The sequence below is a fragment of the Pseudosulfitobacter pseudonitzschiae genome (genome assembly GCF_900129395.1).
GTDB classification, from domain to species: domain Bacteria; phylum Pseudomonadota; class Alphaproteobacteria; order Rhodobacterales; family Rhodobacteraceae; genus Pseudosulfitobacter; species Pseudosulfitobacter pseudonitzschiae.
This window is the reverse complement of sequence record NZ_FQVP01000005.1, coordinates 358,546-375,066: the sequence shown is the minus strand read 5'-3', so window position 1 is coordinate 375,066 and position 16,521 is coordinate 358,546. Positions and strand designations below refer to the sequence as shown.

General features: G+C 62.9%; 14 protein-coding genes. 6 read left to right on the top strand and 8 right to left on the bottom strand.

Translation table 11 applies throughout. The features are described from left to right. Positions 1–20 precede the first annotated feature (20 nt). From lpdA to BUC08_RS16390, 5 genes are all read right to left on the bottom strand, one after another. Positions 21–1,415, bottom strand: a complete 1,395-nt coding sequence (lpdA, locus tag BUC08_RS16410; RefSeq protein WP_037929402.1) for a dihydrolipoyl dehydrogenase — start codon at positions 1,413–1,415, stop codon at positions 21–23. A 95-nt stretch (positions 1,416–1,510) separates the two neighbouring features. Then, on the bottom strand, positions 1,511–2,107 hold the full coding sequence (locus tag BUC08_RS16405) for a DUF924 family protein (RefSeq protein ID WP_037929400.1): 597 nt from the start codon (positions 2,105–2,107) through the stop codon (positions 1,511–1,513). A 116-nt stretch (positions 2,108–2,223) separates the two neighbouring features. Next, positions 2,224–3,501 carry an MFS transporter gene (locus tag BUC08_RS16400; RefSeq protein ID WP_037929393.1) on the bottom strand — a complete coding sequence of 426 codons (1,278 nt, stop codon included), beginning with the start codon at positions 3,499–3,501 and terminating at the stop codon, positions 2,224–2,226. A gap of 101 nt (positions 3,502–3,602) precedes the next feature. Beyond that, a complete protein-coding gene (queA, locus tag BUC08_RS16395; protein WP_037929390.1) occupies positions 3,603–4,682 on the bottom strand; it encodes a tRNA preQ1(34) S-adenosylmethionine ribosyltransferase-isomerase QueA in 1,080 nt (359 codons plus the stop codon). A 10-nt stretch (positions 4,683–4,692) separates the two neighbouring features. Beyond that, positions 4,693–8,145: a YhdP family protein gene (locus tag BUC08_RS16390; RefSeq protein WP_073194295.1), complete on the bottom strand. Its 3,453-nt coding sequence runs from the start codon at positions 8,143–8,145 to the stop codon at positions 4,693–4,695. Between the two features lie 81 nt (positions 8,146–8,226). On the opposite strand from BUC08_RS16390, the gene BUC08_RS16385 reads away from it, so the two are divergent. The 4 genes from BUC08_RS16385 (at position 8,227) to BUC08_RS16370 (ending at position 11,551) form a co-directional block, all read left to right on the top strand. After that, the gene (locus BUC08_RS16385; RefSeq protein WP_037929387.1) at positions 8,227–8,688 is read left to right on the top strand and encodes a peroxiredoxin; all 462 of its coding nucleotides are present in this window, start codon (positions 8,227–8,229) and stop codon (positions 8,686–8,688) included. Positions 8,689–8,699: 11 nt separating this feature from the next. Further along, entirely contained in the window at positions 8,700–9,509 is an 810-nt protein-coding gene (locus BUC08_RS16380) for a ferritin-like domain-containing protein (RefSeq protein WP_037929491.1), read from the top strand. Positions 9,510–9,708: 199 nt separating this feature from the next. Further along, positions 9,709–11,040 (top strand): M23 family metallopeptidase, encoded by a 1,332-nt coding sequence (locus BUC08_RS16375; protein ID WP_037929380.1) that lies wholly within the window; start codon positions 9,709–9,711, stop codon positions 11,038–11,040. Next, positions 11,030–11,551 (top strand): bactofilin family protein, encoded by a 522-nt coding sequence (locus BUC08_RS16370; protein WP_037929377.1) that lies wholly within the window; start codon positions 11,030–11,032, stop codon positions 11,549–11,551. The genes BUC08_RS16375 and BUC08_RS16370 overlap by 11 nt, the downstream gene beginning before the upstream one ends. A 416-nt stretch (positions 11,552–11,967) precedes the next feature. Here the strand turns inward: BUC08_RS16370 and BUC08_RS16365 are convergent, their stop codons facing one another. The 3 genes from BUC08_RS16365 to BUC08_RS16355 form a co-directional block, all read right to left on the bottom strand. Then, positions 11,968–13,155: an HPP family protein gene (locus tag BUC08_RS16365; protein WP_224769676.1), complete on the bottom strand. Its 1,188-nt coding sequence runs from the start codon at positions 13,153–13,155 to the stop codon at positions 11,968–11,970. Positions 13,156–13,299: 144 nt separating this feature from the next. Continuing rightward, positions 13,300–13,851: a peptidylprolyl isomerase gene (locus tag BUC08_RS16360; RefSeq protein WP_037929370.1), complete on the bottom strand. Its 552-nt coding sequence runs from the start codon at positions 13,849–13,851 to the stop codon at positions 13,300–13,302. Further along, positions 13,841–14,350 carry a peptidylprolyl isomerase gene (locus BUC08_RS16355; RefSeq protein ID WP_037929367.1) on the bottom strand — a complete coding sequence of 170 codons (510 nt, stop codon included), beginning with the start codon at positions 14,348–14,350 and terminating at the stop codon, positions 13,841–13,843. Before BUC08_RS16355 ends, BUC08_RS16360 begins: the two co-directional genes overlap by 11 nt. Positions 14,351–14,482: 132 nt before the next feature. On the opposite strand from BUC08_RS16355, the gene BUC08_RS16350 reads away from it, so the two are divergent. Together BUC08_RS16350 and BUC08_RS16345 are read left to right on the top strand one after the other, a co-directional pair. After that, the gene (locus BUC08_RS16350) at positions 14,483–15,673 is read left to right on the top strand and encodes a phosphoglycerate kinase (protein ID WP_037929364.1); all 1,191 of its coding nucleotides are present in this window, start codon (positions 14,483–14,485) and stop codon (positions 15,671–15,673) included. A 199-nt stretch (positions 15,674–15,872) separates the two neighbouring features. After that, on the top strand, positions 15,873–16,172 hold the full coding sequence (locus BUC08_RS16345) for an FtsB family cell division protein (protein WP_037929361.1): 300 nt from the start codon (positions 15,873–15,875) through the stop codon (positions 16,170–16,172). Positions 16,173–16,521 lie beyond the last annotated feature (349 nt).

The window sequence follows — 16,521 nt, the reverse complement described above, 5'->3', positions numbered from 1 at the left end:
TTCGTGGGGCAGCCCCTGCCTTACATATGGATCACGCGGCCATAGGCATCCAGCACGCTTTCATGCATCATCTCGCTGAGCGTCGGGTGCGGGAACACGGTGTTCATCAGGTCCTCTTCGGTGGTTTCCAACTGGCGACCCACGACATAGCCCTGGATCAGCTCGGTCACTTCCGCACCGACCATATGCGCGCCCAGCAACTCGCCGGTTTTCGCGTCAAAGACTGTTTTCACCATGCCCTCGGCCTCGCCAAGTGCAATCGCCTTGCCGTTGCCGATAAAGGGGAAACGACCCACTTTGACGTCATACCCCAGTTCCTTGGCCTTGGCCTCGGTATAGCCGACCGATGCGACCTGCGGATAGCAATAGGTGCAGCCCGCGATGCTTTCGGGTTTGACGGCGTGCGGGTGCATCCCGGCCATCAGTTCGGCCACCATCACGCCCTCGTGGCTGGCCTTGTGGGCCAACCACGGCGCACCGGCGATGTCACCGATGGCATACAGACCCTCGACACCGGTGCGGCAATATTCGTCTGTCACCACATGGGTGCGGTCGATTTTCACACCCAGCGCTTCCAGCCCCAGATCCTCGACGTTGCCGACGATACCCACGGCGGAAATGACCGTGTCGAACTCTTGAGTCTCAACCTTGCCGCCCACCTCGATATGCGCGGTGACCTTGCCCTTGGCGCGGTCCAGTTTCTTGACCATCGCCTTTTGCATGATCTTCATGCCTTGCTTTTCGAACTGCTTCTTGGCGAATTTCGAGATTTCCTCGTCTTCAACAGGCAGCACGCGGTCCATCACTTCGACCACGGTCGTGTCGGCACCCAGCGTGTTGTAAAAGCTAGCAAATTCGATGCCGATGGCCCCCGACCCGATGACCAGCAGCTTCTTGGGCATCCGTTTCGGGTCCAGCGCGTGGCGATAGGTCCAGACCAGATCGCCGTCCGCCTCAAGACCCGGCAATTCACGGGCCCGCGCGCCGGTTGCCAGAACGATATTCTTGGCGGTCAGGTCCAGCGTTTCCTTGTCGGTTTTCACCTTCACCTTGCCTTTGGCGGGCAGCGTCGCGGCCCCCATGATCACGGTGATCTTGTTCTTTTTCATCAGGTGGCCAATGCCGCCCGACAACTGCCCCGCCACCTGGCGCGAGCGTTTGACCACGGCGGGCAGATCGAAATCGACGTTCTCGGCCTTCAGCCCGAATTCCTTGGCGCGGTGCATCAGGTGGAACACCTCGGACGTGCGCAGCAACGCCTTGGTCGGGATACAGCCCCAGTTCAGACAGATGCCGCCCAGGTTTTCACGTTCGACGATGGCCACTTTCATGCCCAACTGTGCGCCACGGATCGCAGCGACATAGCCGCCGGGGCCTGCGCCAATCACGATCAGATCAAAGGAAGTCTCGGCCATATGTGTCCTCGCTGGCTGCGAAATGGAATATAGTTTAGCGTTAAACCATATCTCGCTTCGTCACAACCGCAAGGTTTCGGGACGACAAAACGTTGTCAGGCCGCTTCGGTCTGCTCCAGCGCGTCCACCGTGGTCCGATAACCGCCGTCCTCGACATAGCTTTGTTCCAGCGTTGTCGAACTGCGGCCCAATGCATCGTTGCGATAGGGAAAGCGGCCAAATTTGCGGATCACTTCACGATGCGCCCGTGCATGCAGCAGATTGTTGCCGCCATCGTTCATACGTTCACACATCAGCCGCACACAGCGTTCCTGATCGCACAGGTTTTCCGAATGCATCAGCGGCATGTAAAAAAACTGCCGCGCTGGCGGATCGATGCGCAGGTCCCACCCCTTGTCGATGGCGGATTTGGCGGCAGCCAAGGCAATGCGGTCGCTGGCAAAGGCCTTGCCCTCTCCGCGGAACATGTTGCGCGAAAACTGGTCCGCCAGAATGATATAGGCCAGCGCACCGCTGGGATAGGTCAGCCAAAGCGAATAATGACCGTCGCACAGGTTCTCCCAGGCATCCCCGAACTGCGCACGGATCTTGTCGTCAAAGGCATCTTCGGCCTTGTACCAATCCGCTGGCGTACAGTCGTCCAGCCAGAATTTCAGAACGTCATCCGCGGTCACTTCGGTTTGCTGGGCCATGGGTTACTCCGTTTGCGCCTGCTCTGCCCCTGCACTGTTAAAGTTTTGTAAAAATGGTTCAATTCACGAAATGCAACAGTGGCGACATAAATCCGGCGATGCCGGTTTCATGAGCATCAAGCCGCTTCCGTGCCGTCGGAGTCATCCTGCGCGGCTTCGGCGGATTCGATGGCCCATTCCTGCGCGATCTCCATGCCGACGACCGTGGTGCCCGCCGGGGACATGGCCACGAACGACCCTGTCTCTTCCACCGGAATGGCGGCGCGCTGGGTCGAGCGGTAGATGGCATAGACCACGAGGGCGGCAAAGAGCACGGCGGTGAACAGATAAAAGCCCCCCGGCCCGACCTTGTCCATCAGCCAACCGGTGATCAGCGGCCCCGCCACTGCGCCAAGACCGTTCAAAAACAGCATCCCGCCCGACGCGGCGGCCATGTCTTCGGGTTGCAGAAAGTCGTTCGTGTGCGCAATCAGAAGCGAATACAAAGGGTTGGACATCCCGCCCACGAAAAAGGCCGAAACCAGCAGGATGGTAAAGTTGTGGCCCATCAGCATGCCCAGGATCGAACCGGCACCGCCGATGGCACTGACCGCGACGATCAACAGGCGCCGGTCCATCCGGTCGGAAATCCATCCGATCGGGTATTGCAGGATCACAGCCCCGACAAAGAACATCGCCACAAAGGTCGAGATCTGCGCAATGCTCAGCCCCGCCTGCGCCCCGTAAACCGACGCCATGCCGAATTGGGCAGAGAACACGCCGCCCAGCAGGAACATGCCGACGCAGCCCAGCGGCGAGAATTTGACCAGCGCACGCAGCGACATCGGTTTGGTGGTGTCAAAGGCCGGTGTCGGGCTGATCGACAGCAGGATCGGCGTGACCGCCAGGCTGACCAGCACCGAGGGGATCACGAACAATACGTAACCGGATGGGTCCGCCGTCACCAACAAGGCTTGCGACGCGACAATGCCCAGCGTCTGCACGATCATGTAAAGCGACAGCGCCTGACCGCGGTTCTCGTTGGTGGCCGCATTGTTCAGCCAGCTTTCCGCCGTCACATAGACCGCCGAGAAACAAAAGCCGATCACAACGCGCCCCAGCGTCCACGCCCAGGGTTCGGCAAAGGTCGGATACAGGATCATCACCGCCGAGATCAACGAGGCCAGCGCAGCAAACACCCGCACGTGACCGACGCGGCGGATCATATTGGGCGCCATCCGGCTGCCCCCCAGAAACCCCACGAAATAGGCCGACATCACAATCGACATCTCCAGCGTGGAAAACCCTTCGATGTTGCCGCGAATGCCAAGCAATGTGCCCTGCATCCCGTTGCCAACCATCAAAAGCCCCATACCGAACAGCAAGGCCCAGGCACTGGATAGAACTGAAAACATTTTGCGCTCCGATATGTGTCGCGTGTGTGGCTGGTGCTGCGGTAGGGAATGACTTCCCCCTGTCCCACACCATGCGCGGTGCGGTCAGGGATGAAAACGACTTATTGCGGTCTGTTTGGGTCGCCTGCCCCGTGGGGAAGCAAAAGCGATGCGTCACCATAGCTGAAGAATCTATACGATTCCGTGATGGCGTGGGCATAAATTTCGCGGATGCGGTCCTGACCGATCAGGGCCGACACCAGCATCATCAGTGTCGATTTGGGCAGGTGGAAATTGGTCATCAGCCCGTCGGCGACCTGAAAGCGGAAGCCGGGATAGATGAAAATGTCGGTCTCACCTTCCCACGGCTGCACGGTGCCGCTGTTGCGGGCCGCGCTTTCGATCAGGCGCAATGCGGTGGTGCCCACGGGTATCACCCGACCGCCCGCGGCCTTGGTCGCTGTGATTTCCGCGGCGGCGGCATCGCTGACATGGCCCCACTCGGCGTGCATCTTGTGGGTGGTCACGTCGTCCACCTTGACCGGCAGAAAGGTGCCTGCCCCCACATGCAGGGTGACATGGGTAAAGGTCACGCCCATCGCCGCCAGCTCGGCCAGCAATGCCTCGTCGAAATGCAGCGATGCGGTGGGGGCGGCCACGGCCCCCGAATGGCGTGCCCAGACGGTTTGATAATCGTGTTTGTCCTGCGCATCCGCCGGGCGTTTGGCCGCGATATAGGGTGGCAACGGCATCGCCCCCGCCTCGGCCAGGGCCGCGTCGAAATCGTCGCCCGTCAGGTTGAACCGCAAATGTCCCTGCCCCTCAGCAGTCCCCTCCAACGTGGCGGAGAGCGCTTCGGAAAATTGGACAACCTCGCCGACTTTCAGCTTTTTCAACGGCTTGACCATCGCCGACCATGTGCCATCCGCGCGCGGCTCCAGCAGGGTCACCTCGATCCGCGCCTCGGTTGCGCCCTGCGCCGACATCCTTGCCCGCAGGCCCGAAAGGCGCGCAGGGATCACGCGTGTGTCGTTCAGCACCAGCCGGTCACCCGGTCGCAGCCACGACCCCAGATCGGACACCCGCGCATCATGGATCTGCGCGGCATCCGCCACCAACAGGCGCGCCGACGTGCGCGGCACCGCAGGGCGGGTCGCGATCAGCCCCTCGGGCAGGTCGAAATCAAAGTCGGTCAGTTTCATGACCCCGCCCTTAACGCCCATAATTCGGGCTATCAAGGCGTTGCCGCCGCTCCTGCGCCGGTGTGACGTTTTGCTCGGGCGGCGCGAATGCCTCGGGCACTGTGCCGCCGTCTTGCACTTCGGGACTGTCCAGGTCCGGCACCTGCGGCGGCGGGCGGCGGAAAATCTCGCGGAACAGCCCCGGCGTCAGCGCCGAAAGCGGGTTCACGCTGACCTTGGGTTTGGCCGAGGGACCGGTCAGTTGATAGTTGAAGCCGATCAGCCCTTCGCCCTTGCGGGTAAAGATCGCACCGATCCCGTTCAGCAGGTAAACCGGTGAAACCACCCCCTGCATGTCCAGCGTGGAATCGTTCAGATTGTAGATGCCGTCCATCGAAATGCCCAACGACGGGCCGGTGGCGCTGGCCTTGGTCAGGGTCATGCGGTTGGGTGTCAGCCGGAACGATCCGTCGACCTCGGAAAAGACGATGCCATCACCGCTGAGCTGTTCCAGAAGGCCGACGATCGAAATGGCCGCCAGCAGATCGGCAATGGCGGGCGCGTTCTTGACCCGTGTGTTGCGAATGGTCAGTTCGCCATCAAAGGCGCCGTTCTGCCCCACCGGCAACAGGGTCAGGTTCAGGTCACCGCCCCGCGCGTTCTGGATGATCCCGGCAGAGGCCACGACCCCGCCCGCATCCTGCGAGGTGATCCGCACCGCGCTGCGCCCGTTCTGCGGCACAACGCGCCCCGCGACCGCTGTGCCGCCGTTGATCTTGCCGGTGAACTTGCCATCCAGCCCGTTGGCCGTGCCAAAGGTGCCCTGCATCCCCGTCAGCGCAATCGTGTCGGTGATCCGCAACTGGTCCAGCGACAGAACCAGCGGTCCGGTAGACTGGCCACTTCCGCCCGCGCTGTCCGCACCGAAATTGGCGGTGCGCAGGTCGATTGTCCCCCCGCGCACGTGGATTTCCGGTGCGGCGCTGCGGCCACGTCCGATGATGTCGACGGGCGCATTCATCCAGTTGCCGACCTTCACCTGCGAGAAACTGGCCCTTTGCAGCGCGCCGGCGGCATCCAGCGTCACGCTGCCCCTGGCCTGCAGCCCCGCGGCGTCCAGGCTGATGGCGGTTACCTCGGGGCGTTCGCCCAATGTGGCCTCGATGCGCAGCGATCCTGCCGTGCCCGCGGCCTTGGACCAGCCCAGCGGCGCCAGTCGCATGCTGAGGCCACGCAGGTTCGAGGTCAGCACCATGCGCGGCGTGCCGCCCTTGGGCGGCAGATCAACCACGATCTCGCCGACGCCCTTGCCGCGCACCGATCCCGGCGGCAGGGTGATATTGAATTCATCCAGCGTGGCCTGCGAGATTTCGACCGTGCCACGCACCTGGCTGCCGCCCTTGGCCTCGACGCCCAGCGGCTGGTCCCAGGCCACGTCAAAAGGCACGTTGCCCAACCGGCCCTGCCCCGCAATTCGCACGCCATCATTATCGGCACTGAGCGTGAGCGCACTGGCAGCAAGGGTCTCATTGGGCACCAACGCGTCGGTGCGCACATCCGCAAGCGCGCCGCTGACCGAATAGGTGACCTCACCGGGTTGCAGTTCCTTGCGCAGCGGCAGGGCAATGGTGCCGTCCAGCGTCACCCGACCGTCTGCCAGTCCCACCGGCAGACCGGCCTTGTCCATCACGAACAGCGGCTCCTGATCCAGCAACGACAGGGCCGCGGTCACGGTGCTGGTGGTTTCCAGCCGGGCGATGGCCGGTGCCCCGTCCTTGACCGTCACGTCTGGAATGATGAAGGACGATCCGGCCATGCCCACGCGTCCCCCCTGCGGTGCGCTGACAAAGCCCTGGTCGACCGAGGCGACAAAACGGTTTCGCAACAGGCTGGCGTGACCGGATGCCTCCTGAATAGGCGGCATCGTCTTCATGAAACGCAGGTCTGCATCCGCAAAGTCAAAGCTCAGATAGGTTTCCATCGGCGTGTTCGGCGCGCCCCGCAGCGCCAGATCGACCTCGCGCAGATGCCCTGACAGCAGGTTCTGGGACACCCAGTCACGGGTCTTGACGATCAGCTTTTCGGGCCACAGCGCCAGCAGCCGTTCGGGGGCCAGTTCGTCGACCTGCGCGTCAAAGGCAAACCGCCAGCCTTCGCGCTCGGCGGTGATATTGCCGTTCGCCCGAAGCCATTGCCCCTGGTCCGACACCAGCATCTGCCCCAGCGTCACGCGAAAAGGGTTCAACTCCAGCCGGAAATCCAGGTTGGCCCCGTCCAGCACCACCGGCACGGCATAAAGATCGCGCGGATTGAATTTCAGGTCCGAGGCCGAAAACTGTCCGATCAGCGTGTCGACCTGGCCGACCTCGCCCTCAAGACCACCCACCATCGCCTGACCCTCGGCGCGCCCCGTGACCCATTTGCTGTCGACGGTCACTTCGTCGAAACGCAAAAGGCGCGTGGCCGGGTCATAGTTGAAATAGGTCCCTGCGGACTGAAAGGGGATCGGGCGGGTTTCGTTGTTGGGTTGCAGCACGCCCTTCCCGATCCGCAATGTCGCGCTGATCGGGGCCAACTTGCCATTGGCCAGCACGCCCGAACGCAAGGCCCCTGAAATCGGCGCGCGCAGGGCTTCGAGCCATGCGAACGCCGGTCCCTGGGCCGCGATGTCGGCTGCGGCCACGTCTTCCATGGTGACCCCGAATTCGGCTGCGGCCGAGCCGATGCGGCTGGAATAGTTTGCCTCGACAGTGGCAACGCCCGTGCCGCCCGACAACAGCGCCAGATCGGCAGAGATCGCCAGTTCCTCGCCCGTGCGGATCAACCGGAAGCGTCCCCCGTCGGCCGTCCACGCACGGTCGGCACGTGCGTCTTCATAGCGCAGGGTGACGCCGTAAATGTCCGCATTGGTCAGCGCCTTCAGTTGCGGCTGTTCAAAAGCTGCGTCCAGCGAAACCACCACCTGTGGCAAGGACACGTTGCGGGCCACCCCGCCGCCGATGCCCTGACCGCTCGACAACGACACCTGTCCTTCGGCATCTCGCCGCAGGGTGACGAAAACACCCGTCAGTTCGATTTTCTTCGGCACCACCTCGCCCGACAGCAACGGCTTCATCGCAAGGCTGGCTTCCAGTTCGGAAAACTTGACGATCTCGTCACCCGCCGCCGTGCGCAGGGTCACGTTGCGGATGCGCGCACGCGGCCGCCAGCCCTTGTTCACGACCAGCTCGGCCTCGTCAAAGGTCAGCTGCACGCCTTGCAGGTTGTCATTCACCCGCGTCGCAATCCGCTGTTCCAGCCAGTCGGGGGCTGCGATCGGCTTGCCCACCAGCACCGTGATCAGCACCACGGCGGCCACACCCAACAGCGCCATCAACACAAGACTGCCCAGCCCCACACGCTTGGCGATGCGACGCTTGCGGCCCGTGGCCTTGACCTTTGGCAGGTCGGTCACGGAGTGTTCTGGCGACTTGGTGTCGGTCATCTCTTTATTCTTGCTGCTCCAAAGCTACTATGACAGTCAGTTTCGCGCATGCCCAGATGGGCCAGTATGACAAGGACCGTCATGATAGAAGTAGCTTCAACCGCACCCGATTTCACCTTGCCGCAAACCGAAGGGCCGGAGGTCACGCTGTCCAACTTGCGTGGCACCCCTGTGGTTCTGTTCTTTTATCCCAAGGACAATACGCCGGGCTGCACCAAGGAATCCATTGCCTTTTCCGAGCATATGCAAGCCTTTGCCGATGCGGGCGCACAGGTCTACGGTATTTCCAAGGACAGCCTGAAAAAACACGCCAATTTTACCGCCAAACACGATCTGACAGTGCCGCTGTTGTCGGATGAAAACGGTACGGTCTGCGAAGACTACGGGGTGTGGAAGGAAAAACAGATGTATGGCAAGACTTTTTTGGGGATCGAACGCACCACGGTGCTGATCGCCGCCGATGGCACCATCGCCCGCATCTGGCCACGGGTCAAAGTGCCCGGCCACGCCGAGGAGGTCCTGGAGGCGGTGAAGGCCCTGTGACCGACGCCCCGATGATGCCGCTGGCCCAGATGGCCGACGCCGTGCTGCGCTGTGGCGATGGCCGTGAAAAAACCGCGCTGTCGCGCAAGTTGGCCGCGCAGTGGCAAGGCGCGCGCGCAGCGGGTCAGACGCCCGAAGTGGGCACCGCCAGCCCGCCGATGCAGCCCGCCCGCCCCGCGCGCCCCGAACTGCTGGCGCCCCGCGACGTGCCCCACCGCAAACCCGGCAGCCCCGAGGGGCGCATCGCCCTGTTGCACGCCGTCGCCCACATCGAATTGAACGCGGTCGACCTGCACTGGGACATCATCGCGCGGTTTTCCCATGTGCCCATGCCCATGGGTTTCTTTGACGACTGGGTCAAAGCGGCAGACGAAGAATCCAAACATTTCAACCTGATGGCCGATTGTCTTGAAGAGATGGGCAGCCATTACGGAGCCCTGCCCGCACACGCAGGCATGTGGCGCGCCGCCGAGGACACCGCAGAGGATCTGATGGGCCGGCTGGCGGTCGTGCCGATGGTGCTGGAGGCACGCGGGCTGGACGTGACCCCCAACATGATCCGCATCTTCAAGCAGGCCAAAGCGGACAGCGCCGTGGCCGCGCTCGAGACAATCTATGCCGAAGAAGTGGCGCATGTCGCATACGGGTCCAAATGGTTTCACTTCCTCTGCGGGCGCGAGAATGCCGACCCCAAGGAGGTGTTTCACACACTGGTACAAAAGTATTTCCACGGCGCGCTCAAGCCGCCCTTCAACGAGGAAAAGCGCGCCGAGGCCGGTATCCCGCCCGACTTTTACTGGCCGCTGGCAGTTTCAACCTGAGGTTATCGCACCCAAGGCCTCTCCGCTAAGTCGAATTATTTAAGCGGTTTTCTGCCCATTTGGCACCGAATCTACCGGAAAACCCCGATCAAGGGCCAAAGCGGTTGCCCGATTGCACCGAGGTCTTTATGCAACAGCGACAAGGTGGCCGTGTTGGGGAACACTTCGCCTTTTTTGGGATGGGAAAAGGACGGGCAGTTTGCGCACACGCCTTGCAATCAAATTCGATGCCGCCCTCGAGCGGTGGTTTCCGGAACGTAGGGTGTTCCTCAAATCCGACAGCGACACGCGTTTCATACGCCTGCGTCCGGTTACACAGCTTGTGGTCTTTACCGGATCGTCCCTGCTGATTGCCTGGACCATTGTCGCAACCGCCGTGATCCTGATGGACAGCATCGGGTCGGGCAACTTCCGCGAACAGGCCAAACGCGACCAGCGCACCTATCAGGCCCGGCTGAACGATCTGGCGGGACAGCGCGACGCCCGGGCCGCCGAAGCCCATGCCGCACAGGAACGGTTCAACGCCGCCCTGACCCAGATTTCGGTGATGCAATCGGAACTGTTGGAAAGCGAAACGCGCCGCCGTGAACTGGAGACCGGGATCGAAGTGATCCAGTCGACCCTGCGCGGCACGATGAAGGACCGTGAAGAGGCCCGCGAGAAAGTCGCCGCCCTGACCGAACGCCTGGACAACGGCGACACCGGCATGGCGATGGACAATGGCGGCGCTGGTGCGCCGATGGACTTTGTCGCCACCGCGCTGGCCGAAACCGCAGCCGAACGTGACCAGATCGCCCGCGACGCCGAAGACGCCCTTTTGGCCGCCGACGAGCTGTCCGACCAGATCGCCACGATGAAAGACCAGAACGACGCGATTTTCCGCCAGCTTGAGGATGCGATGACCATCTCCGTCGCCCCGCTGGACAAGATGTTCCGCGCCGCTGGCATGCCCACCAAACAGATTATCGAACAGGTCCGCCGCGGCTATTCCGGTCAAGGTGGCCCGCTGACGCCGCTGTCCTTCTCGACCCGCGGCGAAGAACCCAGCGCCGATGCCCTGCGCGCCAACCGTCTGTTGAACCAGATGGACCAGTTGAACATGTACCGCATCGCCGCGCAGAAAGCGCCCTTTGCGCTGCCGGTGAAAAACGCCTTTCGCTTCACGTCCAGCTTCGGCTATCGCCGCGACCCCAAGACGGGCGGCCGCCGTATGCACAAGGGCGTTGATTTCGCCGCCCCCACCGGCACACCCCTTTATGCCACTGCCGACGGCGTGGTCACCCATGCAGGCTGGTCCAACGGCTATGGCCGACTGGTGAAGATCCAGCATGATTTCGGCATCGAGACGCGCTATGCCCATATGTCGCAACTTCGTGTGAAAGTTGGCCAAAGGGTCTCGCGCGGGGATCGTATCGGTGATATGGGAGCCTCTGGACGGGTGACCGGCGTGCACCTGCATTACGAAGTCCGCGTTGGCGGCAAAGCTGTAAACCCCATGATCTATATCAAGGCTGCAAACGATGTTTTCTAAGAGCAAAATCAACGAACCCGGACCCAAAGACGACGCGGCCAAAACCAGCACACCTGCTGCTTCGGCCCAACCGGCGTCGGCGGCCCCGAAATCCAACGAATTCAAGGCCAGCGCGCCCAAGGCAAAGCCGCCCGCCTCGGTTCTGTCGTCCGATCTGCACATCACCGGCAACCTGAAGACAACCGGTGACATCCAGGTCGAGGGCACCGTGGAAGGCGACATTCGCGCCCACCTGCTGACCATCGGCGAAACCGCAACGATCAAAGGCGAAGTGACCGCCGATGATGTGGTGATCAACGGCCGCATCGTCGGCCGCGTGCGGGGCCTGAAGGTGCGCCTGACATCGACCGCACGGGTCGAGGGCGACATCATCCACAAGACCATCGCCATCGAAAGCGGTGCGCACTTCGAAGGGTCCGTGCAGCGTCAGGACGACCCGCTGAACCCCGGCGGCGCGAAACAGGCGGCCCCTGCCCCCGCGCCCAAACCGCAAGGCCAGCCACAAGGCTAAGGCTTGCGTTCGAGATTAGGGAAACGGGCGTCCGGCATTGCCGCGACGCCCGTTTTCGTTGGGAGATGCGAAACGCTTCAAAGCGGACCTTAGGCGCGATGTGGTTCAAGGTCCGATGTGCGGGAGGGTGTGGTTGTTCACTCAGCCGCGCATCGTCGGGCCGTGGTGCGGCGATCAGACCTGCCTGACTGGCACTTTATGGCAGCCAAGCACATCCTAGCGATCCGTCACGCACAACAGAAACCAAATCGCCGTGCCGGCGGACGGCCCGGCGATGCGCGGCGGCCTTCGGCCTTGTTCCGCGCGGGGGAATGCGGAAAGGGCTCGAAGCCGACCTTCGCTGCGATCTGCGCGATGGTCCGCTTCCCGCAGCATAACAGAGCCGGACAGACCTTCACCCGCGCCAACCTGAGCGCCTAGCCCGCCACGGGCTGTTGCAGGCTGACCTTGGCCAGCGCCGCGATCAGGTCTGTACGCGTAACGATGCCCTGCAACCGGCCCCGCGCCAGCACCGGAACCGCGTCCACCGCGCCTTCGGCCATCATCGGCAGCAAGGCAGCGATCGGCGTCTCGGGCACCGCGCGTGGCCCCGCAACGCCCATGATCTCATGCGCTTGGGCGGGTGTGTCACGACTGCGGTCCAGCATCCGCGCCATCGCCGCGCCAAAGCCACGGTTCAGCCGCAGTGCGTCGTCGCGGGCGCGGTCGATCAGGTGCATCTGGAAGATCAAACCCAGAAACCTGTCTTCTGCCCCGACCACCGGCAAGGATGTGCAGCGGTGCCGCCGGAACAGATCGGCCACCTGACCCAGCGGCGTTTCGGCGGTGACGGTGACCAGATCGCGCGACATCACGTCGGCGGCGGTCAATGGTCCGGTGCGGTGACTGGCCGCCTGCAACTCTGCGGCACCGATCAAGCGCGCAAGATCTTCGGCCCCCATGTTGAACGACTGGCGATAACGGTCCAGCAGGTCGGTCAATTCGGCCCTGGTCAACCCCAGACGCTGCATCGGCGCAGGGTCGGTCGTGCCCTGTGCGTTGCGATCCTCAAAATGTCGAAAGGGATAGCGCCGCCCGGTCAGGCGCGCATAGATCATCGCCAGCACCACCAGCGCTGCCGTGCCCACGGCCACAGGGGCCAGCGCGAACCAATAGCCAAGATGGGCCACGGCATCCGGGCTCATGGCAGCGGTCATCGCCACGGCGCCTGCGGGCGGGTGCACCGCACGGCACAGGATCATCGCCGCAATCGCCAGCCCCACCGCCAGCGCAATGCGCAGCGCAGGGTCGGGCACCGACAGGCAGACAGCCACACCAATCAACGCGGCCACCGTGTTGCCCACCACCGCCGACCACGGCTGTGCCAGTGGCGCGTTGGGCACGGCAAACAGCAGCACGGCGCTGGCTCCGAATGGCGCGATCAGATACAGGCCCAACCGCAGATCGACCAGCGGTGACAGGATGAACAACCCGACCACCCCCAGCCCGACGCAGGCCCCGACACCGGCGCGCAACGCCTCGGCCGGATGGGCTGTGGGCATCGCAGGCCCCAGCCCCCGCACGATCTTTGCGAAACTGTACATAAACTGACCAAAGCTGTACATGAATCCTCCTTTGCCCGCGCTATGTAACGCCGTGACAAAGGTCGCGCCCAAGGTAAAGCCATACCGCACCGCACGGCATGGCCCCAAACGCAACAGGCCCGCGCAGATCGCTGCGCGGGCCTGTCGAAGAAACCTGAAAACCGATCACTCGGTCACGGTCACCGATTTCATCACGTCCTGTTGCCCGTCAATGGCGCCTGTGCGCGGGTCGCCCAGCTTCAGGCTGTCCAGCACGTCCAGACCTTCGGTCACGCGGCCCACGACCGTGTATTGACCGTTCAGCGAGGGATACTCGGTGAACATGATAAAGAACTGGCTGTTGGCGCTGTCCACGCTTTGCGAACGGGCCATGCCGACCACGCCGCGCTCGAACGGGATATCAGAGAACTCTTGCGGCAGGTCGGGTTTGTCCGATCCGCCCATGCCCGCACGAGAGGTGTCGCCATCGGACTTGCCGAACTGGACATCACCGGTCTGCGCCATAAAGCCATCGATCACGCGGTGGAACACCACGCCGTCATAGGCGCCTGCCTCGGCCAGTTCGGTGATGCGGGCCACATGCTCGGGCGCCACGTCTTCCAGCAGGTCGATCTGGATCGTGCCCTTGGCATTTTCGCCCTCGACCTCGATGGCCAGACCGGTGGCCAGCGCAGGGCTGGCCACAAAGGCCAGCGGGATCAGAAAGTTACGCAACATCTGCGGCAACCTTGACGCTGATCATACGGTCGGGCTGCGCAGGCGGCTCGCCACGGGTGATCGCGTCCACATGTTCCATGCCGGAAATGACCTGACCGTAGACGGTGTATTGACCGTTCAGGAAATCATTGTCCTTGAAGTTGATGAAAAACTGGCTGTTGGCGCTGTTGGGGTTGGCCGAACGGGCCGCACCGATGGAGCCGCGCGCGTGCGGCACCTTGGAGAATTCGGCAGGCAGGTCGGGCAGCGACGAGCCGCCGGTGCCAGCGGCACGGAGGTTAAAGCCGTCTTCCATGTCGCCGTTCTGCACGTCGCCGGTCTGGGCCATAAAGCCGTCGATCACGCGGTGGAAGGCAACGTTGTCATATTCACCGGCACGGGCCAGCTCTTTCATCCGCTCGACGTGCTTGGGCGCCAGGTCGGGCAGCAGCTGGATAACGACGGTGCCGTCTTTCAGCTCCATCAGGATGGTGTTTTCCGGGTCTTTGATCTCGGCCATTTTCGGCTCCTCTGTCTTGATATTGCAAGGATACCTAAGGCGCAGACCCGCTTTTGCCAAGCCGCTGCATTGACCTGAACGAGAAATGCCGCGAAACACCGCGCAACGGATCGGATCAAGGGGACGAAAACGATGACCTGGAAGACACTGGACGACATGGACCTGAAGGGCAAACGCGTGTTGTGCCGCGTGGACATCAACGTGCCGGTCGAACACGGCCACGTCACCGATGCCACGCGGATCGAGCGGATCGTGCCCACGGTGCAGTATATCCTGGAACAGGGCGGCACACCGATCCTGATCGCCCACTTTGGCCGCCCCAAGGGCAAGGTCGTGCTGGACCTGAGCCTGCGGGTGGTGGTCCCTGCCCTGTCCGAGGCTTTGGGCCGCAAGGTGCGCCTGATCGAAACGCTCGAGGCCGCAGAGGCCGGCACTGACGAGATCGCGGGCGCCGACGTGCTGCTGCTGGAAAACATCCGTTTCTACCCCGGCGAGGAAAAGAACGACCCTGACTTTGCGCAGCGCCTGGCGGGTCTGGGCGACGTCTATTGCAACGATGCATTTTCCGCAGCCCACCGCGCGCACGCCAGCACCGAGGCACTGGCGCGGCTGTTGCCTGCCTGCGCGGGGCGTCTGATGCAGGCGGAACTGCAGGCGCTGGAAAGCGCGCTGAGCGCGCCGGAGCGTCCCGTGGGGGCCGTGGTCGGCGGGGCCAAAGTGTCGACGAAGATCGACCTGTTGCAGAACCTCGTGCAAAAGCTGGACATTCTGGTGATCGGCGGCGGCATGGCCAACACCTTTCTCGCCGCCATGGGCGCCGATATGGGCGCGTCGCTGCGCGAGGATGACCTGCTGGACACCGCCCGCGCCATTCTGGACGAGGCGAAAGACCGAGGCTGCCGGGTGATCCTGCCGGTGGACGGTCGCGTGGCACGCACCTTTGCCGCCGGGGCCGCCTATGAGCTGATCGCGCTGAACGGTGACACGTCGCTGGAGGCCGACCAGATGGTGCTGGACGCAGGTGATGCGGCAGTGGTCGAGATTGTCACCGCCTTCGAGACGCTGAAAACGCTGATCTGGAACGGCCCGCTGGGCGCCTTTGAAATCGCGCCCTTCGACACCGCAACCGTAGCGGCGGCCCAAGCAGCGGCCAAGCTGACCCGCGAGGGTGCGCTGGTGACGGTGGCAGGCGGCGGCGACACGGTCGCGGCCCTCAACCAGGCGGGTGCGGCGGAGGCGTTCACCTATATCTCCACCGCCGGAGGCGCGTTTCTGGAGTGGATGGAAGGCAAGGAATTGCCCGGCGTGGCGGCGCTTTCCTAAGCAGCCGCACCCGGTCAATCGCCGCACGCGCCCCGCCCTGCTCGCCGGGGTGCGGTGGCACATTTCACAGTGTTGCACGCCGGATTCACCTGACCCGATTGTGTGCGCACATAGCGAATCGAGGGATTCCCTTGGCGAATCATCTGTGCCATAACGATCCTATCGCCCACCCAAGAGGCGAAACCTGAAGGCAGCAGTCATGACCCGCATCGCGCGCCCCGCATTTGGTACATTCCTCTTTTTCGCCGTGGCCTTTGCCCTGTGCGTATACTTTACCTTTGCCGCCGTTCAGGGGGATTTCGGACTGTTCCAGCGCGCCCAGATCGAGGCCGAAAGCCGCGCCCTGAGCGCACAGCTGGCCGAAGTGCGCGCCGATGTCCGGCGGATGGAAAACCTGACCTATCGCTTGTCGGACGACTTTCTTGACCTGGACCTGCTGGACGAACAGGCACGGCGCGTTCTGGGCATGGTCCGCAGCGACGAGATCGTGATCCGCTAAAGCCGCGGCGGCGGGCAAAGACCCCCGCGCGACATTTTTCCCTGACATTTTTCCGACGTTCGAATCGCGCGCGACCTGCCTCGCCCTGCCAAATGTGGCAGAGTTGTGCGCTGGCCTGTCCCGATTCTCGCCATTCCTCCTGCCACTGCTGCACACTGCGCCCTCTGACTGAGGTTGCGGGGTATTTTGTCCTGCCAGTTGCCATGTTCCGCAGGCGCGGAGGGTGCATTCTGATCCCCGCCGGAGCGCACTGGCCATGCGGCGCGCGATAAAGTCTTAGGATTCAAAGACTTTAGGGCCGAATCGGACTCAAATATCAAGTCTACTTTTGGTTGTTTTTCTTCGAAAC